The sequence below is a fragment of the Neobacillus niacini genome (genome assembly GCF_030817595.1).
In the GTDB taxonomy this organism is placed as follows: Bacteria; Bacillota; Bacilli; order Bacillales; family Cytobacillaceae; genus Neobacillus; species Neobacillus niacini_G.
The window spans coordinates 55,168-79,714 of sequence record NZ_JAUSZN010000001.1; the positions used below are offsets into that span (position 1 = coordinate 55,168).

General features: G+C 38.8%; 23 protein-coding genes, 1 pseudogene and 2 riboswitches. Of the genes and pseudogenes, 17 read left to right on the plus strand and 7 right to left on the minus strand.

The annotated features are described in order from the left end of the window. Positions 1 to 55: 55 nt before the first annotated feature. A complete protein-coding gene (locus QFZ31_RS00390) occupies positions 56 to 988 on the minus strand; it encodes a DMT family transporter (RefSeq protein WP_307299880.1) in 933 nt (310 codons plus the stop codon). Between the two features lie 162 nt (positions 989 to 1,150). On the opposite strand from QFZ31_RS00390, the gene QFZ31_RS00395 reads away from it, so the two are divergent. The 5 genes from QFZ31_RS00395 (at position 1,151) to QFZ31_RS00415 (ending at position 5,436) form a co-directional block, all read left to right on the plus strand. Further along, positions 1,151 to 2,692 carry a spore germination protein gene (locus tag QFZ31_RS00395; RefSeq protein ID WP_307299883.1) on the plus strand — a complete coding sequence of 514 codons (1,542 nt, stop codon included), beginning with the start codon at positions 1,151 to 1,153 and terminating at the stop codon, positions 2,690 to 2,692. A gap of 6 nt (positions 2,693 to 2,698) precedes the next feature. Next, positions 2,699 to 3,808 (plus strand): GerAB/ArcD/ProY family transporter, encoded by a 1,110-nt coding sequence (locus tag QFZ31_RS00400; RefSeq protein WP_307299886.1) that lies wholly within the window; start codon positions 2,699 to 2,701, stop codon positions 3,806 to 3,808. Next, positions 3,783 to 5,030: a Ger(x)C family spore germination protein gene (locus QFZ31_RS00405; RefSeq protein ID WP_307299889.1), complete on the plus strand. Its 1,248-nt coding sequence runs from the start codon at positions 3,783 to 3,785 to the stop codon at positions 5,028 to 5,030. Before QFZ31_RS00400 ends, QFZ31_RS00405 begins: the two co-directional genes overlap by 26 nt. Before the next feature lie 3 nt (positions 5,031 to 5,033). Next, positions 5,034 to 5,189: a hypothetical protein gene (locus QFZ31_RS00410; RefSeq protein WP_307299892.1), complete on the plus strand. Its 156-nt coding sequence runs from the start codon at positions 5,034 to 5,036 to the stop codon at positions 5,187 to 5,189. Positions 5,190 to 5,259: 70 nt separating this feature from the next. Beyond that, positions 5,260 to 5,436: a DUF2187 family protein gene (locus QFZ31_RS00415; RefSeq protein ID WP_179600872.1), complete on the plus strand. Its 177-nt coding sequence runs from the start codon at positions 5,260 to 5,262 to the stop codon at positions 5,434 to 5,436. 66 nt (positions 5,437 to 5,502) lie between these two features. Here QFZ31_RS00415 and QFZ31_RS00420 read toward each other — a convergent pair whose 3' ends face one another. Continuing rightward, positions 5,503 to 5,688 carry a hypothetical protein gene (locus QFZ31_RS00420; protein ID WP_307299896.1) on the minus strand — a complete coding sequence of 62 codons (186 nt, stop codon included), beginning with the start codon at positions 5,686 to 5,688 and terminating at the stop codon, positions 5,503 to 5,505. 164 nt (positions 5,689 to 5,852) lie between these two features. Here QFZ31_RS00420 and QFZ31_RS00425 point away from each other — a divergent pair, with 164 nt between their 5' ends. The 4 genes from QFZ31_RS00425 to QFZ31_RS00440 all read left to right on the plus strand — a co-directional run bounded on the left by QFZ31_RS00425 (position 5,853) and on the right by QFZ31_RS00440 (position 8,679). Continuing rightward, a complete protein-coding gene (locus QFZ31_RS00425; RefSeq protein WP_306076934.1) occupies positions 5,853 to 6,008 on the plus strand; it encodes a hypothetical protein in 156 nt (51 codons plus the stop codon). A 176-nt stretch (positions 6,009 to 6,184) separates the two neighbouring features. Next, positions 6,185 to 7,300 (plus strand): cysteine desulfurase family protein, encoded by a 1,116-nt coding sequence (locus tag QFZ31_RS00430; protein WP_307299900.1) that lies wholly within the window; start codon positions 6,185 to 6,187, stop codon positions 7,298 to 7,300. A gap of 129 nt (positions 7,301 to 7,429) precedes the next feature. Beyond that, positions 7,430 to 8,119, plus strand: a complete 690-nt coding sequence (locus QFZ31_RS00435) for a hypothetical protein (protein WP_307299901.1) — start codon at positions 7,430 to 7,432, stop codon at positions 8,117 to 8,119. Positions 8,120 to 8,244: 125 nt separating this feature from the next. Beyond that, positions 8,245 to 8,679: a CBS domain-containing protein gene (locus QFZ31_RS00440; protein WP_179600862.1), complete on the plus strand. Its 435-nt coding sequence runs from the start codon at positions 8,245 to 8,247 to the stop codon at positions 8,677 to 8,679. Between the two features lie 105 nt (positions 8,680 to 8,784). On the opposite strand, the gene QFZ31_RS00445 is transcribed toward QFZ31_RS00440, so the two are convergent. Beyond that, a complete protein-coding gene (locus QFZ31_RS00445) occupies positions 8,785 to 9,711 on the minus strand; it encodes an IS3 family transposase (protein WP_307311289.1) in 927 nt (308 codons plus the stop codon). After that, positions 9,612 to 10,178 carry a helix-turn-helix domain-containing protein gene (locus QFZ31_RS00450; RefSeq protein WP_307299904.1) on the minus strand — a complete coding sequence of 189 codons (567 nt, stop codon included), beginning with the start codon at positions 10,176 to 10,178 and terminating at the stop codon, positions 9,612 to 9,614. Before QFZ31_RS00450 ends, QFZ31_RS00445 begins: the two co-directional genes overlap by 100 nt. Positions 10,179 to 10,332: 154 nt before the next feature. Here QFZ31_RS00450 and QFZ31_RS00455 point away from each other — a divergent pair, with 154 nt between their 5' ends. Then, a complete protein-coding gene (locus tag QFZ31_RS00455) occupies positions 10,333 to 10,845 on the plus strand; it encodes a CBO0543 family protein (RefSeq protein WP_307299905.1) in 513 nt (170 codons plus the stop codon). A 60-nt stretch (positions 10,846 to 10,905) separates the two neighbouring features. On the opposite strand, the gene QFZ31_RS00460 is transcribed toward QFZ31_RS00455, so the two are convergent. Next, the gene (locus QFZ31_RS00460; protein ID WP_307299908.1) at positions 10,906 to 11,211 is read right to left on the minus strand and encodes a monooxygenase; all 306 of its coding nucleotides are present in this window, start codon (positions 11,209 to 11,211) and stop codon (positions 10,906 to 10,908) included. A gap of 14 nt (positions 11,212 to 11,225) precedes the next feature. Then, the gene (locus QFZ31_RS00465) at positions 11,226 to 12,143 is read right to left on the minus strand and encodes a DsbA family protein (RefSeq protein ID WP_373459894.1); all 918 of its coding nucleotides are present in this window, start codon (positions 12,141 to 12,143) and stop codon (positions 11,226 to 11,228) included. Positions 12,144 to 12,295: 152 nt separating this feature from the next. Here QFZ31_RS00465 and QFZ31_RS00470 point away from each other — a divergent pair. The 7 genes and pseudogenes from QFZ31_RS00470 (at position 12,296) to atzF (ending at position 23,453) form a co-directional block, all read left to right on the plus strand. Next, positions 12,296 to 12,864: pseudogene (locus QFZ31_RS00470) on the plus strand (TetR/AcrR family transcriptional regulator). A 667-nt stretch (positions 12,865 to 13,531) separates the two neighbouring features. Further along, the gene (locus QFZ31_RS00475) at positions 13,532 to 14,590 is read left to right on the plus strand and encodes an LLM class flavin-dependent oxidoreductase (protein WP_307299912.1); all 1,059 of its coding nucleotides are present in this window, start codon (positions 13,532 to 13,534) and stop codon (positions 14,588 to 14,590) included. A gap of 260 nt (positions 14,591 to 14,850) precedes the next feature. Next, a riboswitch (guanidine-I (ykkC/yxkD leader) is annotated at positions 14,851 to 14,961 on the plus strand. 66 nt (positions 14,962 to 15,027) lie between these two features. Next, positions 15,028 to 16,395, plus strand: coding sequence for an APC family permease (locus tag QFZ31_RS00480; protein WP_307299915.1), 1,368 nt, complete (start codon positions 15,028 to 15,030; stop codon positions 16,393 to 16,395). Between the two features lie 95 nt (positions 16,396 to 16,490). Continuing rightward, positions 16,491 to 16,605, plus strand: a riboswitch (guanidine-I (ykkC/yxkD leader). Between the two features lie 62 nt (positions 16,606 to 16,667). Continuing rightward, positions 16,668 to 17,408 carry an urea amidolyase associated protein UAAP1 gene (locus tag QFZ31_RS00485; RefSeq protein ID WP_307299917.1) on the plus strand — a complete coding sequence of 247 codons (741 nt, stop codon included), beginning with the start codon at positions 16,668 to 16,670 and terminating at the stop codon, positions 17,406 to 17,408. Next, a complete protein-coding gene (locus tag QFZ31_RS00490) occupies positions 17,408 to 18,058 on the plus strand; it encodes an urea amidolyase associated protein UAAP2 (RefSeq protein ID WP_307299919.1) in 651 nt (216 codons plus the stop codon). The genes QFZ31_RS00485 and QFZ31_RS00490 overlap by 1 nt, the downstream gene beginning before the upstream one ends. 21 nt (positions 18,059 to 18,079) lie before the next feature. After that, the gene (gene uca / locus QFZ31_RS00495; RefSeq protein WP_307299921.1) at positions 18,080 to 21,739 is read left to right on the plus strand and encodes an urea carboxylase; all 3,660 of its coding nucleotides are present in this window, start codon (positions 18,080 to 18,082) and stop codon (positions 21,737 to 21,739) included. Beyond that, the gene (gene atzF, locus QFZ31_RS00500; protein ID WP_307299925.1) at positions 21,699 to 23,453 is read left to right on the plus strand and encodes an allophanate hydrolase; all 1,755 of its coding nucleotides are present in this window, start codon (positions 21,699 to 21,701) and stop codon (positions 23,451 to 23,453) included. The genes uca and atzF overlap by 41 nt, the downstream gene beginning before the upstream one ends. Positions 23,454 to 23,657: 204 nt before the next feature. Here the strand turns inward: atzF and QFZ31_RS00505 are convergent, their stop codons facing one another. Then, a complete protein-coding gene (locus tag QFZ31_RS00505; protein WP_307299928.1) occupies positions 23,658 to 24,416 on the minus strand; it encodes an SDR family oxidoreductase in 759 nt (252 codons plus the stop codon). Positions 24,417 to 24,547: the final 131 nt, after the last annotated feature.

A 24,547-nucleotide genomic window follows, 5' to 3' on the forward strand; every position in this document is an offset into this window, starting at 1 on the left:
TTTAATTGTTCTTAAAAAAAAATAGCTCTAGAGGGAGACTCCCCTACAGCTATTTTTATGATCGCGAATCTGCTGCGTTTACTGCAGGTATTTTCCGATTAAATAACTTCGTACTTGTTCCAATATAAACTCCGGTTAATACAAACCCCGCTCCAATTCCGTGAGCCCAGGTGAAGGTTTCTCCTAAATAGAGGGTAGCCATTAATACCGCAGATACTGGCATTACATTAATAAAAATCGAAGCTTTGGCAGCACCAACCTCTTTGATTCCGTAATAATACATAATAAATGAAACTACGGTTACAAAAATACTCATATGCGCAATCGCCACCCATGTTGAGAAATCAGCCTGGGTGATATCCTGCCAGGATGTTTCAACAAATGCAAACGGTGCTAAGAAAACTGTACCAAAAGCAACCGCATAGGTGGTAGATTCAACGGCACTATATTCTTTCAAAACCACCTTTCCAACTACACTGTACAACGCCCAGCTTATAACGGCGCCAAGTAAAACGAAGTCAATGGTCTGGAAGCCTAATTGGAACAAGGAAAGGATATGTCCATCGGTGATAATAATTGCTGCTCCTGATAAAGCAATCACCATGCCAATAATATGGTTCTTAGTGATTTTTTCTTTTAAAAATACCCCCGATAAAAGGACGATTAACACCGGGTTTGAGGCGATAAAGAGTGAACTCTTAATAACGGGTGCCTGTTTGGTGGCAATAAAAAAGCAAATATTATAGAGTGCAATACCCGTTAAGCCGAGAACTGCAAATAGTCCATAATCCTTGAGTGTCGGTTTCTTTCGATTTTTTTCCATGACCCACATAATCGGAAACAATAGGACAGCAGCCCCTAAAAATCGCAAAAATGCAACAGTGGCAGGTTCAAAGCTTTGAACGGCAATTTTACCTGCAATAAAGGCACTTCCCCATGTAGCCGTGGCGATAAACAACATTCCGTAAATCATCCATTTCTTTTTCATTCCAATCCCCTAACCAATCATTTTAATAACTTGTATTGTACCATCTTTTTCGTGTTGCGAAATATAAAATTGCATTTGAACTTCATTTTATTTTTAGAAGACCAATTCATACATAAAACACCTTTAGGTGGAAAACGATATAAAAACTGGGAGGGGTTTATTGTGAAGAAAAAAATTCCTAAATTGTTGATGAAAAGTCTCAACACTGAACCTGAATTTAACGAAGAATCCAATGTAGAGGACATTGAAATAAAAAAACAAGACATAAGTCCTGATATTGAGAAAAACTTAGAGACATTTAAGAAGATATTTACAGTACCGGATAATGCAGATGTCAAATTACGAGAGTTTACGATTCAACAGCTTAACCGTAAGGCATTTCTCCTTTATATCAGTACAATGGCAGATTTACAAAATATTATGGCAGGCATAGAGGGGCCATTGATTGATAGCGAGCACCCTGGATCAAAAATCAAAGATATCGTTTCCTACCCAATTGAAAAAACATCTACCAATATTGGGGATATAACGGAATTTATTGCGGCAGGGGTCACGGCCCTTTTTGTCGATGGCGATCCTGATTGCTATTTATTTGAAACGACAAAAATTCGAGGCCGGTCGATTGAAAAGTCTGAAAATGAGGTCATTGTAAAAGGGGCAAAAGAGGCCTTTAATGAAAAGGTCATTGACAATATAGCTTTAATCCGGAAAAAAATTAAAAATGAAAACCTTATCGTTAAAACGCAGACGATTTCAAAACGTTCGAGAAATACTGTTTTTCTTGTTTATCAAAAGGACCTTGTAAATGAGGAGCTGCTTCAAAATGTAAAAGAAAGGCTAAAATCATTTGAAACTGATAGTACGATTGATTTAAGCATTTTGGAGCAATATCTAGAGGAACGTCCCAGGTCCTTATTTCCAACAATTGTATATACCGAACGTCCTGATCGTGCCTGTGCATTTATTGAAGAAGGTCATATTATTTTACTGATGGAAAACTCACCAAGCTGTTTAATCCTGCCTGCTACCTTTTGGGCGATGTTTCATTCTCCGGAAGATCATTACCTGCGGGCGCCATACGGTAATTTCATTCGAATATTACGATTCCTGGCTCTATTTGTTGCTTGTTTTACCTCCCCAATCTATCTTGCGATTACGAACTTTCATGTTGGAATGATTCCACCGGATTTATTGATGGCGATTGCAGGAACTAGGGAAAGGGTGCCTTTTCCATCGATTATTGAAGTGTTGATGATGGAACTTGCCTTTGAGCTGATTCGTGAAGCAGGATTACGCGTTCCGTCACCGATTGGTCCAACAATTGGGATTGTGGGTGCATTAATCTTAGGTCAAGCTGCTGTTCAAGCGAATATCATAAGTCCAATCGTTATCATCGTTATTGCATTAAGCGGGTTAAGCTCTTTTATTATTATTGATATAAGTATGAATTTTGCTATTCGAATTGCCCGTTTTTTATTTATCTTCACAGCAGGATTTATCGGAATCTATGGAGTCACCGCTTTATTTATTGGAGGACTCTTTTATTTAGTATCATTGAAGTCCTTCGGCACATCATATTTTGCACCGATGACACCACATTCCTTCTCTTCAAAGGACCTGCTGATACGCCATATCCCAGTGAAGGAAAGGTTCCGACCCGGATATTTAAAACCAAGGGATATGGTTAAACAAAGAAAGGGATAAAACGATATGAAACAGCAATCTGCAAAAATTGGCGTTCGTGAATATGTTTCCATCGCAGTTTTAATGGTTGGGACGAAAGCTACTGAGGATACTCCGGCCAATCTGTACAGTCAGGTACAAAATGCAGCATGGATGATTCCGCTTCTATCAGCGGGATTCTTTTTTATCCCTCTTTATTTATTAATAAAAACAATGTCATTGTATGAAGGAAAGGATTTATTTTCCGTCATTAAAAAAATACTCGGAAAATACCTAGGTTTTATGGTTTGCCTTGTGATTTTTATCATCAATTCATTTGCTGTTTCGTTTGATACCAGAACGTATACCAATATCATTCGATCATTTTATTTTACGACAACACCTACTCTCATCATCTACGCCATTTTAATGTTTATTTGTGCATATGGCGCCAAGAAAGGACTTCAACACATTGGGTCGGTGTCTTATCTAATTGTGTTCTATGCAGTAGTATCTTTGTATGTGGCCTTATGGCTAGGTACAAAGCATGCCAATATTAATTCGATGTTTCCCCTTTGGGGCCCTGGAGCATTTGTGCTGGTGAAGGAAGGAGCACAAAAGGTCACAATCTTTGCCGATTTTTTTCTATTGACCATGGTTTTACCATATCTCAAATCAAACAAAGCATTCAAAAAAGGAACTTGGTTTTCCTATATATATATTTGCATTCAAATTAGTATGTCGATTCTTATTTTTGTCTGCATGTTTGACGAATCCTTAGGGGGAACTGCCTACCCTTTCCACACATTGATTCGTTATATTTCACTAGGCCACTACATTCCGAATGTTGAAATCATTTTTTTCATCATCTGGATCATGGCGGCATTTATTCGTTTTACTGCATTTTTATACATAAATGCGCTTATGTTTGGTAATCTTTTTAAAATTAAAGACTTTGAGTACCTAATCCCATCACTGGCGACGATTTATTTAATGGTAGGCTTTATTCCTGAAGCGCCGATTAATGTCAGTCTGCAATTTAAACCTATCATATGGAGTACGGCAGGTCCTATGTTCGCTGGAATTTCAATACTTTTATGGCTAGTTGCGTTAATAAGGGGAGAATTTAAACATGCAAAAAACAAAAACATTATGTAGATTATTGTTGTTTTTCCTCATGCTTTGCTTATTATCAGGGTGTTGGGATCGGGAAGAACTAGAGGATAAAGCCTATGTCATCGGACTGGGACTTGATCGCTCTAAAGATAAAGATAAAATTAAAATTACAATGTTACTTGCTAACCCTGAAGTGGGAAGTATGCAAGGGGGTGGTGGTTCAACAGAGAAACCACGGGAAATCATATCATTTGATGCAAATGATTTCATCGCAGCAAAAGCAACTGCAAATTCCATCATTTCTCGGAATATTAGCTACGAACTATTAAGAATATTTGTGGTTTCCGAAGAATTTGCTAGAGATTCAAGTTTTTCTACTACATTTACTGATGTTTTAAAAGATAAAGAAATCCGCCTAAATAGTTATATCGCCGTTTCTAAAGAAAAGGCGTCACAGTATTTTATGAATAATAAACCTAGAATGGAAACAAGGCCGCATAAATATTTTCAATTTATGGTCAGTCACGGAATTGAAAATGGGCTCATTCCTGATTCTAACCTATTCCGATATTTCCAAACGGCGGAAAGAGGAAGCGATCTCTTTTTGGCCATGTATACTACTGCTAAAAGGCAAAAAGATCCTGAAATAAAAAGGGAGGATGAATATACGGCAGGGGAACTAAATGCAACGGGTGAACTGGATGACACACAATTTATTGGATCAGCTGTTTTTAAGAGTGGTGTAATGTTTGCTACACTAACCGGTCAAGAAACCCGTACAATCAATATTCTAGATGATACTACCGATATAAAAGATATATTAGTGAATATTCCAGATCCTTTTTCCGATAATAAGAAGCAATTCGCTGCAAGAGTTATGAAAACGAAAAACAATAAAATCAAAATGAACTTGAAGGGAATCACACCCAAGATTTTCATCACCATTCCTTTACAAATAGAGATTATGTCTAATCCTAGCATGGTCAACTTTGCGAAGCAAAAAAACCAACACATCATCAAAAAACATATCGCTAATCATTTTGAAAAAGGAAATATAAAACTTTTAAAGAAGACACAGACAGAATTGAAAGGAATTCCATATCCTTTGCCTGTATATTCAAAAAAATACTTTGCAACTATACAGGAATATAAAAAATTCAATTGGGTGAAAGCTTACCCGCGTGCTGACATCCATGTAAAAGTGGATATTACAATGGTTGATTATGGAAATCGAACAAGAAATGCTAAAAGGTTGGGGGAGTAACGGGTGCAATTATTTACAATCGGTACTCTAGTCGCGATTACAATCTATACCTGTGGGTTTGGTGTTACTCTATGGAAGGAAAAACAAAAGGTAAGTGCACTAGCTGTATTTTTTCTAACACTTGCTATCCTCGTTCTTCCTTTTTTCACTATTTTTTAATCATCCCTTTGATGGAGAACACTAGTATTTTAATTGTAATTTTTGGAAAATATAAAGGCGAGGTGATAGAATGGCTAATGCAAAAGTTGGCGATAAGATTTCCTTTAAACGTGATGGGAATTCTTTAGAAGGTGTAGTTACGGGAGTAAGGGAAAATTCCGTTATGGTTCAATACGGTATGTCAAAGGATAAGGATGAACCTCTGATCACGATTGTCAATCATAAAAATTACAAAATTACAAAATAAATGAGCACCTATACGTAAAAGATACCCAAGAAAAAATCCCTTTAATTCAAAGGGATTTTTTCATTGTTAATCCTGATTGCGCTCTTTGTTTCTATCACCAGTTAAATTATCTGCAGCGTTTTTAACTGCGTCAACAGCATTCATCGCAACGTTTTCAGTTGTTTCTAATGCACTATGAACTGTGTGGAAAGCAGCACCTGCAGTTTCTTTAATGCCTTCCGCAAGTCCTTGATCATTTTGTTTTTTTGCCATATTGATTCACCTCCTAAACAGAAATAGGTTATGTAATAATGGCTGGACTATTCAGTTGAAAACGGGGTTCAGAAAAAAATTTTCCATTTAAATCTTTCTTTATTAAGGGAATAGTAAAAGTGACGCTACGTTGAACCATGAATAAAGATCTAGGAGGAACTAGAATGGATGAAAATAAAAAAATGGAAAAGCTGCTTCGAGATTATGGATATCCTGAAGAAGCAATTCCAAGATTATTGCGAGAAATTAGTTCCATGAACTACGATAGGGTACGAAAGCTAATTCTGCCGTATAACGATATGACAGCAAATAGATCGTAAAAGTATTAAATAAAATGATTATGTAAACTTAAATGTGCAATAATAAGTGTTCATTCCAACTTAAAACAAGTCCATTACAGATGTGCTCTGTAATGGACTTGTTTTAGGTAACATTAAAATGCTTTTTTTAGTAGAATTAGAGATAATGAGATGTTGACGAAAGGAATGGACACTGAATGGAAAAAATTTACTTAGATTACAATGCAAGCACTCCATTGGCCCCTGAAGTGGTTGATGCCATGCAGCCACTGTTGAATGATTACTACGGGAATCCCTCCGCACTGCATTGGGCGGGTAAACCTGTAAAATCATTTTTACATAAAGCGAGAGAACAAGTTGCACAACTTATAAACTGTTCCCCTGGGGAAATTATTTTTACTTCTGGTGGTAGTGAAGCAAATAACCTTGCACTTAAAGGCTTTTATTTTAAAAACGTGAATAAAGGGAACCACATCATTACAACAAAAATCGAACACCCTGCAATCATAAATCCTTGTAAGTTCCTTGAAAGAATTGGAGCGCGGGTAACATACGTTGGTGTGGATCAATACGGGAGAGTTTCACCTGAGGAAATTGAAAAAGTTATTTCAAAAGATACGATCCTAATTACCGTCATGCATTCCAATAATGAAACAGGCACCCTCCAGCCTATTAATGAAATTGGGAAGATAGCAAATAAGAATGGAATTGCTTTTCATACCGATGCTTCGCAATCCGTGGGGAAAGTTCCAGTGGATGTGAATGAGTTAAAGGTGGATATGCTAACGATTGCCGGTCATAAACTGTATGCTCCAAAGGGCATTGGAGCTTTGTTTGTTCGCGATGGTATTGAGTTGGAACCGCTGATTCATGGTGCTGGACATGAACATGGACTTCGTGCAGGAACTGAAAATACCTTATTGGCGGTCGGATTAGGGAAGGCATGTGAAATCGCAGGCACTCAATTAGGTACCAAAAAGCAAAAAGATTTGACCGATTATTTTTGGAAGCAACTTAAAGCTGAGTATGGCAATCAAGTTGTTCTAAATGGACATGAAGAGGAACGATTACCGAATACCCTAAATGTCAGTTTTGTTAGAAGGATCGGGCAGGATTTATTGGATGCAGTGCCTCAGCTTGCTGCCTCTACGGGTTCAGCCTGTCATGCCGGCAGTATTGAATTATCACCAGTGCTTAAGGAAATGAACGTACCTGAAGAGGTCGGAATGGGTGCGATCCGTTTTAGTTTAGGCAGATATACCACAAAGGATGAGATAGATATCGTCGTCAAAGCGTTTAAAGAAATCTTGTAACCAACCATACAGCACGGCCAGGCATCATAAATTTATAAAAATTCATTAAAATCATAAAATATCTTCATAAATAGTTCTTTTGGTTATTCCAAATAATAATTTATAACTTGTCATGAAAGAGGGCTATTTATGAAGAAACTATTTCTACTATCTCTTATTGGTATATTGTTTCTCACCGCATTTTCTAAGCCCAACGAAGTGGTTACTTTTTTGCGATCGACGGCAAAAGGTCTGCCAGAAAATACAAACGTCCCAGTGCTCCTACCAACTTATTGGAAAGAACAATCGAAAAAGCCAAAGAAGCATACCGCTGTAAAAGTAAAAGCCTATGAAAATGGCTATGTTATATATTTTTTATCGATGGATAAGCATTATCGGGCAAATGATCCAGCATTATTTCATCCGCGAGAGTCAAGTAAAATCGGAGAATTATCTGGTAATGTTGGCACTATGACTCCTGGCGAGCGACCGAGTGATTTTGTTTTTTATAAAAAGAAAGATGGCGTTATGTTATGGATTCAACCGTGGATTAGATCGATCATATACGCAAAGCGCGGACCTTGGATCATGCATTTTGATGGGGATAAAGGGGATGAGCCGTACCAACAGGCAGATGAGTTGTTTAAAGCGATGAAGAAAGCAGATTGGTTAAAAAGCAAAGTCATTCACGATGGGCATATTTCGATTCTAGGCACAAGACGCGAAGCATACACTAGCATTTCTTGGGAGACAAGTGATGGATTTGTTTATCACTTTTCGTATAAAGGTCCGATTAAAGAAGCCGTAAAAATTGTCGATCGTCTAAAATATGTTAGATGATAAGAAAGGTATTTGTAATCACCGTCTGCTTTAATTGAAGAGATTTCGTTTTATAAAATTTACCATAAATAATATCGCCAATGTTCCTCATCCTATAAAGGATAAATATAATTGGAGGTACTTACATGGCGCAATTAAGAGATATCATGACATCAAATGTTGTTACAGTTAACGCAACACAGACGGTACAGGAAGCTGCCGCATTAATGAGCGAATATAATATCGGGGCTATTCCAGTAGTAAATAACAACAGAGAAATAGTTGGAATTGTAACAGACCGTGATATTACCCTTCGAACGACTGCACAGGGAGAAAATCCACAAACACCAGTATCTGAAGTCATGACAGCACAGAAAATTGTACAAGGTACACCTGATATGGATGTGCATCAAGCAGCAGATTTAATGGCACAGCAGCAAATTCGCCGATTACCGGTAACCGAAAATGGCCAAATAGTTGGAATGGTCGCTTTAGGAGATTTAGCAGTACAAAATATATATGCAAACGAGGCAGAACAAGCATTACAAAGTATCTCAACTCCTTCTGCACCTCAACAATAAACGGGGTTTATTCAACGCAATGGTAAATCGCGTATAAAAAATAAAAAAATACGAATAACAAAAAGCCCTTCAGGTGATGTGACCCCCAAAAGTTAGAGTTTTATATTAAGCAGCTAATTGGCTAGTATGGACCCGGTATTGAACCGGGCTCATACCTGCCAATTTTTGCTTTATACGCTTGTTATTATAATAACTGATATATTCTTCAATTCTCTTTTTTAATTCCTCATATGAGCATAGTGCTTCCCCGTAATACATTTCTTGTTTTAGTAATCCGAAAAAGTTCTCCATTGGCGAATTATCTAAACAGTTTCCTTTACGAGACATACTCTGGAACACCTTGTTTTTCTTAAGGGTTTTCACCCATTTATTATGTTGATAATGCCATCCTTGATCAGAATGTACAGTAGTTCTAAACTTTGAATCTTTTACTATTTCTAGTGCTTCCTCGAGGGGGGTGAGAGCTAAATCTAAGGTTGGACGCATACCTATACCAAAAGAAAGAATTTCACTATTGAACATATCCATAATTGGATTTAAATATAGCTTAATACCGTCTGAACACTTAAATTCTGTAATATCTGTTGTTAGTTTTTGATGACACACATTCGTTTTAAAGCGGCGATTGATAAGGTTCTTGGCAACAGTTCCAGTTGTACCCTTGTATGAACTGTACTTGCGTGATTTTAATTTGAATTTATCTCCCTTGAGCCCAAGCTCGTTCATGATGCGTTGCACCTTCTTATGATTCACTTCATACCCACGGTTTTCTAATTCTAATTGAATACGACGATAACCATAATTTCCGTTATGTTCTTCGAAAATGGATTGAATAAGTTCCTCCAACTCCTGGTCTGGATTCTCCTTATTCATCATTTTTATATGATAATGGTAGGTGGATTCAGGAATGCCGACTATTTGTAAAACATCTTTTAGTTTGAAGGTTTCTTTAAGTTCGAATGATAATGCTGCTTGTGCTTTTCGAGATAGCCCTTCGGATCCATCTGAAAAGCTCGCAACTTTTTTAAATATTCTACCTCTAAACGAAGAAGTTCGTTTTCTCTTTCTAACTTTTGTTCGTACGTTAATTCCTTATCTTCAATGTGTTTATTCTTTTTGTTTTTTTTAGTTTTATCAGACATGGATGGCCGTCCTTTCGGTCTATCCAGGGCTTCAGTACCACCCTCCAGAAGAGCCCTTTTCCAAGCTGCAATCATAGGAGCGTTAGTTATGCCAAATACAAGGGCTGTATCAGTTTCTGAAGAACCTGTTCTCTTCATAAAGCTTAATACATCTAGCTTGAATTGAACAGAATATGTTTCTCTATGTTTCTTCCTCTTTAAACCTTCCACACCAAATTTCTCGTATACCTTTACCCATCTCCTAATCGGAGTACTGTCTTTCATTTCATACTTTTTAGCTAAAAGAATATATCCTAATTTCCCATCTTGATATTCCTTGACTAACTTTAACTTAAATTCTTCACTATATTTGGCCATAAAAATACACCCCAAAAGTTAGATTTCACTCTAACTTTTGGGGTGCAGTACAAGGTTTCAAGGGCTTTTGTGTTATTGGATATACTTATGACAAGAGACAGGGGGTTAAGATTTACTATTATTGGAAAACTACCTGTAAGGTAGGTGTTCGGTTATGGTAGCAATCGTTCTCTCTATATCATGGATAATTGCGGCCATGAAATTTGGAGATCGTGATTGGAGTAAATATTATCCCTCTATGCTATTTGCTGCACTAGGGAATGCACTGTATGAAGTTCTTTGTTATAAATATCAACTGTGGAGAATGGAACCGAATGGAGTTGTTTACTCCATAATCCCAATGCTGCTGCTTATATTAATTGGTATGCCATTATCAACATGGGTTTTTTTATCGAAATATCCATATCAATCAAGCATATATAAAAAGGGCATTTATGTTTCATTTTTCGTTATAGTATTTATTGTTTTAGAATATATATCTGTAAAATTGGGCGCAATTTCTTATCATTATGGATGGAATCTAGGATGGTCGCTACTATTTGTGATCGTCATGTTTATTGTCATTAGAATACATTTTACTAGACCTATTCTTGCACTACTCATTTCAATTCCTTTTACCCTGTTATTATGCATGATATTCGAAGTTACGTTAGATAAAATGAAGTAAAGAAACACACGGAAATGAACAAAAGCAACTTACATAAAGAAGTTGCTTTTAGTCGATGATTTATTTTACTGGGCCGTTCGTGATTTTAGTAAGTTTAGAATTGATGGCAAGGATTTTTGCGTTGACATCTGTTATCCCAAAACCAGCCAATCTTTTTGTGTGCATATCTAAGTATTTTTCAGCAGTTTCTTTTGTGTCGAAAATATAAATGCCGCCTGCTAGGTTTGTTTCAGGACTCTCCGTCCAAATTTTCCACATGAATCCTTCTTCTTCATTAATACTATGTGCTAAACCAGAAAACTCCGCCGCCATTACATCTCCGAATGGTCCATTCATTGTAAAATCTACCTGTAATACGTACGCCATAAGTCAGTCTCCTTTTATTTTGTAAAATAAGATTCGCCTAGAATTTCTTTCTTTTCATAACGATCTTGTGAGAGTTCTTGTTCAACAAAAGCGTTAATATCCGATTGTTCAAGATCGTACATGACTTCAATTTCTTTTGAAAATAAGAGTTTTTCTTTTTCAAGTAAACTAGAAAGAGAAGGTAGTGGTTTTGGCTGGAGTTCTTCCATATTTAGTACCTGCTTTAATCCGTCTACATAATATTCAAACGGACGTCCCCCAACAATTTTCACCCCTTTATTTTCCTCGTTGATCATAATGATCGTTGGAAATCCTCTAACACCAAGGCTTCTTGCAAGTCCAAAATCTTCATTTAATAATTGTTGTCCTGCAGGCTGTTCCGCTTCTTTCACAATCGCTTCACCATCAATACCGAGTCTATTTACGATTTTAATCATTAGGGATGGATCCGAAATATTTTGATTAAATGCAAAAAGAGCTTCTCTAGCACGTCTTAAATATTCATAGGCTAATGCGTCGTTATAATGTTTTTGAATCACTTTATATACACGGGATGGCGGGAAGGATGATTGAACGGGATTGTCAATCATGAGTGATCCATCAATGGGCATACGGGAATGTACTCCAACTTCCCTCCAGTGTGGGGCGACGTCAGCAGGCCCATAAATGCCGTTAGCAGGATCCACAGGACCGTCACCCCATTTCTCCAGTAATCCACCCATAACCGAATGAAAATTAAAATAGTGTCCATACTGCTCTTTAAAACGACGCAGAACCGGTTCAATTGCCCAGCAATGAGAGCAAATGGGGTCCGTTACATAATAAACTTCAATCGATTTTTTTGGTGCAGTAAAATCTACCATTTCCATTTCTTCTCCTCCAGCTGTTCCGCATACACCTGTTTCCAAATCACAAATCATATTATTATTCATCAATTGTTATTCATCCTCCTAAAGTTCTTTGTATTTGCTTTATAATTGCATTTTAGTAAATAATGAAAGTGACCAATACCGATAGTTTCATCGATATGTCGTATATACAACACATTGTACAAATTGTCGCAAAAAGCAGAGGTGACACAAAAATGACTCAATCAAAGACGGATCCGCGCGTTCTGCGTACTCGGAGATTAATTATGGATTCTTTCATTGAACTTTCCGCTAAAAAAGAATTTAAGGATATTACGATAAAGGATATAACAACAGAGGCAATGATTAATCGTGCCACTTTTTATTATCATTTTGAAGATATTTTTGATTTATTAGAGAAGGCATTATCAGAGGTTTTGTTAGTGAATTTAAATGAAGATGTCTAAAGACTGACAAATTAAATGAAGAAGCGATCATTCATATTTTCACAGCGATCACAAATTTTCAAAAGTCATTATCCAATCGTTGTCACAGAGGATACGAAGATACCATTGCCCGAATCATTAGGGAACAGCTCGAAATCATTTTTTACAAAATGTTAGTAAAAAAATCCACAACGGAAGATGAGGAAGTACCAAAAATTAATGCTGTCATCTTAAGCTGGGGGATATACGGAGCTTCTGTAGAATGGAAACGAAATGGTATGTCTATACCGCCTGAGGATTTTATTAAACCATCCATTCCTTACTTACTGTCTGGGGTTGATTATGGTTCTAAAAACTAATCAGTACATTTGGGTTGTAAATGGAAAGATGAATCTTATTACCACTATACTAATCATAAAGACCTAAATAGTATTTTTAAATAATAGTTAGAAAGCAGACCGGTAATTCATACTGTATCTGCTTTCTTTTTTTGTAGTTTAACAGGATTGTTAAAAAGCTATAGTGTCCATGAAGCCCGAAATGAAAGGAATTTTGGGAAAATGGTACTCATGAAGTGTCCATGAAGCCTGAAATGAAAGGAATTTCGGGAAAATGGTCCTCATGAAGTGTTCATGAAGCCTGAAATGAAAGGAATTTCGGGGAAATGGTCCTCATGAAGTGTTCATGAAGCCTGAAATGAAAAGAATTTCGGGAAAATGGTCCTCATGAAGTGTTCATGAAGCCTGAAATGAAAAGGATTTTAGGAAATGGTCCTCATGAAGTGTTCATGAAGCCTGAAATGAAAAGGAATTTGAAAAGATGGTCCTCATGAATCATTCATGAAGCCCGAAATTTGAGGAACATGAGAAAGTAATCCTCATACTAGTAAGTTCATTGCCTAGCACGATGCATAATCTCTATGATACACTTCGATTAGTGACAATAGCACTATATAGCGACCTTAGCATAAGGAATTAGAAATTTATTAATTTTTCAAAGGAACATTTTTAAGTAGGAGGCTATTTTGTGGAAATAGGATTAAGTACGTTTGTTGAAACAACACCTGATGTTGAGACCGGTAAAGTGATTAGTCATGCACAGAGGATACGTGAAGTGGTGGAGGAAATTGTCCTAGCCGATCAGGTTGGGCTGGATGTCTTTGGAGTAGGGGAGCATCATCGCGAGGATTATGCAGCTTCATCACCTGCGGTTGTGTTAGCTGCCGCAGCATCACAAACAGAGCGAATTCGTTTGACAAGTGCGGTTACTGTTCTTTCATCCGATGATCCAGTCAGAGTTTTTCAGGATTTTGCGACACTTGACGCGATTTCAAATGGGCGTGCTGAGATTATGGCAGGTCGTGGATCCTTCATCGAATCTTTTCCATTGTTTGGGTATGATCTAAAGGACTATGACCAGTTATTTGAAGAGAAGCTTGATCTGCTTTTAAAAATAACGAAGTCTGAGAAGGTAACTTGGAGAGGTGAACATCGACCATCCATAAATAATTTGGGGGTTTATCCAAGACCTGTTCAGGATCCACTCCCAGTATGGATTGGAAGCGGCGGGAATCAAGAGTCTGTTATTCGTGCGGGTCTGCTTGGATTACCGCTTGTTCTAGCCATCATTGGCGGCAGTCCACAGCATTTTGCACCATTAGTTCAGCTATATAAGAAAGCAGCGGAACATGCAGGTCATGATGCTTCAAAGCTGCCAGTTGCTTCGCATTCACATGGTTTCGTGGGTGAAAGTACAGAAGACGCAGCGGCGAAGTTTTTCCCATCTACCCAGCAGGCGATGAATAAATTAGGACGTGAGCGCGGATGGGGTAGATATGACCAAACGACTTTTGACGCCGCGCGCAGTCTACATGGAGCCTTGTATGTAGGGGATCCACAATTCGTTGCTGAAAAAATCATTAACCTCCGTAAGAATGTCGGAGTCACAAGGTTTATGCTCCACTGCCCAGTCGGCACTATGCCACATGAGGATGTCATGAGGTCAATCGAATTATTAGGAAAAGAAGTGGCTCCGATTGTTCGTGAAGAAGTGGCTAAGTGGGAAAAGGAAAACGAAGGAAAATAATAGTATTATCAAAAAACGGACAGCTATGCTGTTTGCCGAAAGGATAAAAGCTTGGGAGAAACTGTTTAACAGTATTCTCACAGGCTTTTTTTTGTTTTTTGTAAGAATCTAATATCAGATGTGTTGTATAAATAACAATCTAGTAGCATTTCTTCACTTTCCATGTTAGAACTCCTTACACAGTTATAGAATTCTATTTTTTCGTGGTTTATACTTCAAACATATAAACAACATCAACGCGTTATTAAAATCAACTGAATAAAATAGCTCTCTAGGGTTCCGTTTAAAGAGATAATCTTTAAAGTCTGGTCCGAGAGAGAGCGTATAGCTATTGATAGCTGTATACACGGAGGGAAAAAAGCCCGGGAGATTTTTAAAACAAAAAATCTCCCGGACTTTTTTCCTTTTTTATTACATTGAGAAAAGGATGATGGATGATGAAGGAGAATGCTACACTTGTTAAATCACTAAAACTGCCTCAAGTTGTATTTATGGGACTTGCTTGGATGACCCCAATGATTTATTTTACGGTCTACGGTGTGGCATTTGAAGCGGCTAATGGTCAAATGGCAGCCGCTTATATTGCAGCCTTTCTAGCAATCTTTTTTACTGCTTATAGCTATAGCAAAATGGTAAAAGCTTATCCAATCTCTGGTTCTGCCTATACGTATACGAAAAATTCGATTCATCCGAAAGCAGGGTTTCTTGTCGGATGGGCACTACTGATTGATTATGTTTTCTCTCCCATTATTGCGATTTTAACCTTCGGGATTTTCATGAATACCGAGTTTCCCACTGTCCCTATTTATGTTTGGGTTATAATTATGAATTTCATTCTAGCTGTAGTCAACATTCTTGGAATCAAATCCGCTGCACGCATAAGTGGAATCTCTGTTCTATTTCAAATTGGATTTATCTTACTATTCTGCATTTTGGTTGCGAAGGATATTTTAACTGGAGGTAATGAATCCAGTCCCATTTTTTCATTCGCTTCATTCTTTAGTGTTGAGTCCTCGACGAGCGCTGTGTTCTCGGGTGCTGCTGTAATTTGCTTCTGTTTTCTTGGTTTCGACGCAGTAACCACAATGGCGGATGAAACCGTTGATGCTCGAAAAACGATACCGAAAGCAATTTTTTGGATTATTTTTATTGCTGCTGCTTTGTATATTTCAATCTCTTATTTAACCCAAATTGCGTATCCGAATTTTACATTTACAAATCCAGATAACGCAGCCTACAGCCTAGTACATCTGATTGGCGGAAACCTATTAAGCTCACTGTTTATTATGGTGTTAATTGTGGCGACCTTTACACAAGGGCTTTCTTCCATGACCAGTGTAAGCCGTTTTCTATACGCGCTTGGCCGTGAATCGATTTTGCCAAAAAAATTATTTACCTCTATTCATCCAAAATACAAAACACCTGTAGCAAATATTATATTTGTGGCCGTTATTTCCTTATCAGCAATTTTTATTAATCTTAGTACAGCCGTATTATTTGTCAGCTTTGGAGCGTTAACAGCATTTTTCTTCGTGAACATATCTGTGATTGCCCATTTCTTTATTAAGCTTAAAAAACGTTCACCAAAAGAAACCCTGCTATTTCTGATTTTTCCTCTTATTGGTGCGAGTTTTATTGGATGGCTATTAACTTTACTAGATTCAACTACGCTTAAATTTGGCATCACGTGGATTGTGATCGGCTTCGTTTATATGTTTTTCAAAACGAAGTGGTCGAAGGCAATGGAACGAAAAATCACGCTTTCAACGAATACACAAATGAAATTAGAAAAACATGTGAGATAACCTAACATGGTTGTTGTTTCATAACACCATAACCATTTATACTGAGTACATCAAATCACAACACACTTATAAAGGTTTCCGCAATCAGTTGGAAACAAAAAGCTTTCTAGGGTTCCGTTTAAAGAAGTATGATCATCTTTAAAGTCTGGTCCGAGAGAAAGGGTGCAGCTGTAACGGTTGCATACACGGAAGGATAAAAGCCTGGGAGATTTTCATCTCTCAGGCTTTTATCCTTTTTTATTTCAATTGTCTATTCTAAAGGAGGATAAAAGATGAATAACACTGTTTCTTCTATTATTACTAAAACAATACCTGCTGGCGGGAAATGGTCAGCCCGCATTCAAAGAGGAAAAGAAATTACCTTTACTGCACTCGAAGCTGGCGCCAATGTATCTTTATTACTTTATAACGCCGATGACACAGCTGAACGCTACAATATGCCAGATACGTTAAAAGCTCAATACACAGCATTTTTAACAAAAGGAAATGTGTTGATGACGGATCATGGACGCGTACTAGCAAGTCTAGTGGAAGACACGGTAGGCTGGCATGATACGATTTCCGGATATAGTACTCGAAAAATGATTGATGAGAAGTATGGAAAAACCACCTATCAAGAACATCGGAATGAATGGTACCGAAGCGGAGAAGAGAATTTGATGGTTGAACTCTTCCGAAATGGATTAACAACATGTGATTTATCACCAGTGATTAATTTATTTTCGAAAGTTTATTGTGATGAAGAAGGAAACATGAATTTTGTTGAAGGACATTCAAAAAAAGGAGAGTCTGTCACACTAAGAACGGAAATGGATGTCCTTCTTGTTTTATCCAATACACCCAATCCACTTGATACAAGGAATACTTATCTATCGACCCCAATTGAAGTGAAGATTAAAGGTGCGGAACCTGTACTAGAAAATGACATTTGCTTAAAGCACCGCGACGAAAACCGACGGGCATTTGAAAATACATGGGAATACGTAATGCTAACTAAAGGAGGAATTCAATAATGGCTGTTTTAAATTATGTCGAAAGTGAACGTAAAGTGGAAGAAGCCATCTATAATAAAAAATTACTATCAGGAGAGGGCTGGCTGTATACGATAGAGCCAGGTGAAGTGTTACGAATTGTAGATGTAGAAGGCAATCAAGCAGCAGACACTCTATTTTATGATGCGGATCATCCATCTGATCATTACAGTGCCATCAATACCATTTTGCGTCAACGAAATATTTATCTATCAACTGGCTCTGTCCTGATAGCTGAATCGGGAAAAGAATTAGTCAAAATTATAGCGGATACATGTGGGCGTCATGATACCATTGGCGGTGCCTGCTCTGCACAGAGTAACACCGTTCGATATTCACACGATACATTGCCGATGCATAACTGCCGTGATACCTTTATGCTTCAAATGGCAAAATTTGATAAACGTACAACCAAACGAGATCTTGCTCCCAACGTTAACTTCTTCATGAACGTTCCGGTAACACCGGCAGGCGGCTTAAGATTTGATGACGGCGTTTCAGCACCTGGATATTACGTGGAGATGCAGGCTATAAATGCGACAACTGTTTTAATTAGTAATTGTCCGCAGTTAAACAATCCTTGTAACGCCTATAACCCAACACCTATTCAATTAATCATCTGGGATAAATAAAGAAAAAAGGAGCGTGTGATCATGTTTAAAAAAGTACTCATTGCAAACCGCGGCGCTATTGCCACTCGAATAGAAAGAACATTGCGAAAAATGGGGATTGGTTCCGTTGCTGTCTATACAAAAGCCGACCAAGACAGTCTGCACGTTGACCTAGCGGATGAGGCGGTTTTAATCGGTGAAGGGTTGGCAAAAGATAGTTATTTAAACGCCGAATTTATTTTAAAAACAGCGATTGAAACAGGGGCAGAAGCAATTCACCCAGGGTACGGTTTTCTAAGCGAAAATGCAGACTTTGCACGTGCCTGCCAAGAAAACGGAATTGCTTTTATTGGTCCAACTCCGGAACAAATTGATTTATTTGGTTTAAAGCACTCTGCTCGTGAACTTGCGACAAATGCAAATGTTCCGCTTTTACCAGGTACCTCGTTAATTAGTGATCTAGAAATAGCGTTAAAAGAAGCCGAACAGATTGGCTATCCAATAATACTGAAAAGTACAGCCGGCGGCGGGGGTATCGGCATGCGAATCTGTACGGATGAGACAGCATTAAGTGAAGCTTTCGAGTCGGTATGTAGATTGGCGGAAACGAACTTTAACAATGGTGGTGTATTTTTAGAAAAATATATTCAAAATGCGCGTCACGTAGAGGTGCAAATCTTCGGAAATGAATTTGGTGAGGTTGCAGCACTTGGAGAGCGGGATTGTTCCATTCAAAGACGAAATCAAAAAGTGATTGAAGAAAGTCCGGCTCCTCTTCTCTCTTCTTCTGTACGAGAAGAAATGCTAGCGTCAGCGAAGAGATTGGCTCTAGAAGTAGGGTACCGCAGTGCAGGCACCGTTGAATTTTTATATGATCCCGATGAAGAAAAGTTTTATTTTCTTGAAGTGAATACACGGCTTCAAGTGGAACATGGGGTAACAGAGGAAGTCTTAGGAATTGATTTAGTAGAGTGGATGGTTCGAGAAGCAGCAGGAGAGTTGCGTTCACTTGATACTCTTTATTCGACTCCGAAAGGACACAGTATTCAAGCGCGGATTTATGCAGAAGATTGCTTAAATGATTTTCGTCCTAGCGGAGGGCAAATGGACCAAATTCATTTTTCGGAACAAGCTCGAATTGAAACGTGGGTACGTGACGGGATCAACGTCACTTCGTTCTATGACCCAATGCTAGCAAAAATCATTGTTCATGCTGATACAAGAGAGGAAGCAATCGACAAATTAACTACAGCACTAAAAGAAACAAGATTATATGGAATTACTACGAATCTACAATACTTAGAATCTTTGTTACAAGAAGAAGATTGCCGTTTGGGATATGTGCATACACAAATGTTAAAGAACTTTGCACCAGCGGAAAGTGCGATTGAAGTACTTGACGGCGGGATTCAAACGACAGTACAAGACTTTCCGGGGCGCATTGGACATTGGGATGTGGGTGTACCACCTTGCGGACCCATGGATCCATTATCCTTCCGGATTGGAAACAAGCTGTTAGGAAATGACGAAAAGGCTGCAGGCTTAGAGTTCACGCTTCGTGGCGGTGCCTATCGATTCCGGGAGGAGATGTCCATTTGCTTGACAGGTGCTGATATGGAAGCAAAGTTGGATGATAGAGAAGTACCCATGTATAGAGTCATTCATGTCAAACGAGGTCAAGTGCTATCCTTCGGTGAAGCAGTACAAGGCATGCGCACCTATTTATTAGTAGCAGGTGGATTAGATATGCCGCAGTACCTTGGCAGCTCCTCTACCTTCACGCTTGGCGGCTTTGGCGGACACGGCGGACGTGCACTGCGAACAGGCGATGTGCTGCGGGTTCACTTAAATGCTGCACCTGAACCGTCTGAACTCCCTACTGATTTTCAACCTGTTATAACAAAGGAATGGACAATTGGTGTGATTCCAGGACCGCACTGTACAGAAGAGTATTTAATGCCTGACTATCTCGAGCAATTAACCAATACGAGCTGGGAAGTTCATTTTAACAGTTCACGTACAGGTGTCCGGTTAATTGGTCCTGCTCCGCATTGGACACGTGAAGATGGAGGGGAGGCAGGCTTGCATCCATCCAACATTCACGATAACGCCTATGCTGTTGGAACTCTTGATCTAACAGGAGATATGCCCATTTTACTCGGTCCAGATGGTCCAAGTCTTGGTGGTTTTGTATGTCCGGTTACGACTGCTTCAGCTGAATTTTGGAAAATTGGTCAACTCCATGCAGGCGACACCATTCGTTTTCAGCTATTATCATTAGAAGAAGCCAACGAACTGCGTCAAACACAAGAACAGTACTTGGATAATATTGGAACAAGGGAATATGATTCCGCTGTTCTTCCGACTTTACCAACAGAAGTTACACCATTTTCACCAGACTATCCAGTACTTGTTGAGCGTACTGACGGCCGTTTTCCCATGATGATTCGTGCAGATGGTGATGAAAACATTCTGATTGAATATGGAGAAATGGAGTTGGATCTTATGCTCCGCTTCCAAGTAAATGCACTTATGCAGGTCATTGAATCTCGTAAGGATATTCCAGTAATCGATTTAACTCCAGGTATCCGTTCGTTACAAGTCCATATTGATGCAACAAAAATGTCGGTTTCTGAACTTTGTGGTATCATTCCATCTCTTGATCGCGAGCTGCCTGCTCTTGAAGAAATGGAAGTACCGTCCCGTATTGTTCGATTACCACTTTCATGGGACGATCCGGCTACACAGCTTGCGATTGATCGTTATCAAAAAAATGTTCGTCCCGACGCACCATGGTGTCCAAGTAATTTAGAATTTATTCGACGTGTAAATGGATTGGACGCCATCGAGGAGGTTAAAAACGTTGTTTTTGATTCCAACTACTTAGTTCTTGGTCTTGGAGATGTGTATCTTGGTGCCCCTGTCGCAACACCAACAGATCCACGACACCGTTTAGTAACCACCAAATATAATCCTGCCCGAACATGGACACCGGAAAATGCTGTAGGCATCGGCGGAGCTTATATGTGTGTATACGGAATGGAAGGTCCTGGTGGATATCAATTTGTCGGCAGAACGGTTCAAATGTGGAATCGTCTGCGTCAAACAAAGAGTTTTATAGAAGGAAAGCCATGGTTACTTCGTTTCTTTGACCAAATTCAATTTTATCCAGTTGGTGCGGATGATCTTCTCACTATGCGTGAGGACTTTTTACGAGGACGTTTTGAAGTGGAGATTACCGAAACGACCTTTAAACTTAGTGATTATGTCAGTTTCTTAGAATCTATCAAAGAAAGTGCTGATGCTTTCCGAACAACACAACAGGCTGCCTTTCATGAGGAGCGCGAAAGATGGCATGATTTGGGTCTTGATGAGTATATTTCCGAACATGAGGTGACGGAAACGACAGAAGAAATACTGCCAGAAGGTGTGGAAGCCGTTCGTTGTACGATGCCAGGTAGTGTGTGGAAAGTTCTTGTATCAAAAGGAGAAGAAGTGAAAAAAGGCGATACCCTGATTATTGAGGAGAGCATGAAGATGGAGTTTCCACAGCTTGCTCCATATGACGGATTTATTCACTCTGTTCATGTAACACCGGGAGAAGAGGTTCATGGTGGTCAATTAATTATATCCATGACAAAAGAAAGGCGAGGTGCTTCGGATGAAATCAATAAACGTACCACAACTGCTATCCATTCCTGAGCTGAAGGGAAAATATCAATCGAAAGAACTTACTCCAGAAGATGTTATTCAGGAAGTTGTTCTTCGAGCAGAAGCAGAAAAAGAATATAATATTTGGATTACCCCGCCTGCGATGGAAAGGATAAAACCATATTTAGAGAAGTTAAAGCAAATGGATCCAGAGCAAACACCGCTCTGGGGTATCCCATTTGCCATTAAAGATAATATCGATTTAGCCGGTATTCCTACTACATCTGGTTGTCCGGAATTTTCCTATACACCGAATGAGCATGCGACAGTCGTTACGCGATTAATTGAGGCGGGTGCCATCCCAATTGGTAAAGCGAATCTTGATCAGTTTGCAACAGGTCTTGTAGGAACAAGAAGTCCCTATGGAGAAACAAAAAATTCGTTGAACCCTGAATTAATCAGCGGTGGTTCAAGCTCAGGGTCGGCTGTTTCTGTTGCACGAGGGATGGCCGCCTTTTCACTTGGAACGGATACAGCTGGATCGGGCCGTGTACCGGCGGCACTTAACAATCTTGTCGGTTATAAACCAAGCCTTGGGGCGTGGCCAATTAAAGGTCTGGTAAAAGCATGTGCTAGCTTGGATTGTATTAATGTGTTTGCTCATAGTCTTTCCGATGCTTTACTTGTGGATGAAGTGGTACGTGGGTTTGAAAGCAATGATCCATGGTCCAAGTCGATCAAACGTAACCCGAATACCCTTCCGGAAAAAATTTGTTTGGTGCAAGAACCTCCTATTTTTTACGGACCCTTTGCTCAGGAGTACAAAAGGGCATGGGAAAAAGCGGTTGCACGCATCGGAAAATTGGGTATCCCGATTGAATACATCGATGGAAGTTATTTAGGGGAAGCCTCCGCTATTCTTTATGAAGGACCATGGGTTGCTGAGCGCTGGTCAGAATTAGGGGAATTTATTACGACACATGAGAATGCCGCTTTTCCTGTGACAGAAACAGTCCTTCGTTCCGGAGCCAAACCACAGCATGATGCTGCTTCTTTATTTAAAGCGATGCACAAGCTTCAGGCATTTAAGCAAAAAGCCCATCAACAGTTAAAAAATGCGGTTTTGGTCATGCCGACATGCGGTGGTACATGGACGCGTGAACAAGTACGTAGCAATCCAATTGAAACCAACAGTCTCATGGGGCTATATACGAATCATTGCAATCTATTAGATCTAAGTGCTGTAGCGGTTCCGGCACAAGCTGCAGAAGAGAATCTACCATTTGGAATTACGTTGTTTTCTAGTAGTGCAAATGAGCATTTGATTTGTGGGCTTGCTGATTTATTTTTACATGACCGCTGCTCGCTGCAAAAGAAGGAAACGACATTCGTAGCGGTATGTGGACTGCATATGCGTGGATTTCCGCTTGAAAAGCAAATGATTGAACATGGAGCGGTCTTTATACGTGAAGCAAAAACTGCCCCTCAATACAAAATGATTAAACTACCTTCCCAACCATCTAAACCTGGCCTCATCCGCTTGAACGAACCAGGGTCATCTATTGAAGTAGAGGTTTGGGAAATGCCACTTAGCCAGTTCGGCTCGTTTGTCTCTCTGATTCCATCTCCGCTTGGAATCGGAAGGGTTCAGTTGGAAGGTGGCTCTGAAATACCGGGATTTATCTGTGAAACAAGTGCTGCCAAAACAGCAGAAGATATTTCACATACTGGGGGCTGGCGTTATGCCTCAGCGGCTTTAAAATGAAGAGAGCATTTTTAGATTTTAAGGGTTGATTGTGCCCGAAAATCTGTAAAGAATAATGGTTCGGATACAATCAGAGCTGGATTGTTACCGGAAATCAAAAGGATACCTACTTTGGGTCACAATTCTAGATGAATTGTGGCCCAAACCTAGTAGTCTCAATTTTTTCGGTCACAATCCTGAGTTTGTGGCTGAAATTATGAAACGTTAATTCCCCTTAGTTATCAAAAATTCTTCAAATGTTACTTTACCTACTTTCCGATGGTCATTAGTATTTTTTCCATTTAATAATGCTCTATAAAGTTTACCAGGGAACGAGAGGCTTGCTACTTTATTAGATTCATTATTAACCTTTATTTTCAGTTCAGCCATTTCTCTTAATGTTAATATTTCTGGTCCAGCGAAGTCCTCTGTTTTTCCTTGAGGCCCAACATTAATCATTCGAATTAAATGTGCTGCAAATTCATCAACGTCCACACTTTGAATTTTAATATCTCCAGGTACAAGGTATCTTTTAAAAAGAGGTTTGGATAAAAATAAATTCTCCACAAAACTATGGAACTGAGTTGCACGAACGATTGTATGTGGAACAGAACTGTTTCTTAACAGTTCTTCAGCTTGATATTTATTCCGGTAGTATTTCATTGGAATATCTTCTATGCCGACAATGGATGGATAAATGAAATGTTTTATGTGCTGAGACGTATCCAAAAACTTATTAAAACCAGATACATCAATGATATCTGAATCTTTTCTTGGACTTGTTGCAGCATGAATAACCACATCTACATCGTTTACAGCTTCTTCTAAACCTTCACCAGTCAAAAAATCACAATAAACCCACTCAAAATTTACGTTCTCCGGCTTTCTTCTCGATGTTATTTTGACTTCATAATCAGTATTTTTCAGTTGTTTTAACAAAGCTGAACCTAACTGTCCCGTTACACCAGTTACCAATACTTTCAAGCAAATCACCCCAATTACTCTCATATGCCATCGTATTCTAATATTCAATACTGCTTGAAAATATTCTACGAACTAAAAAAAGGGATAGTAATATGGCTTGTAGAAATAAATATCAGATATCATTTTGGGAG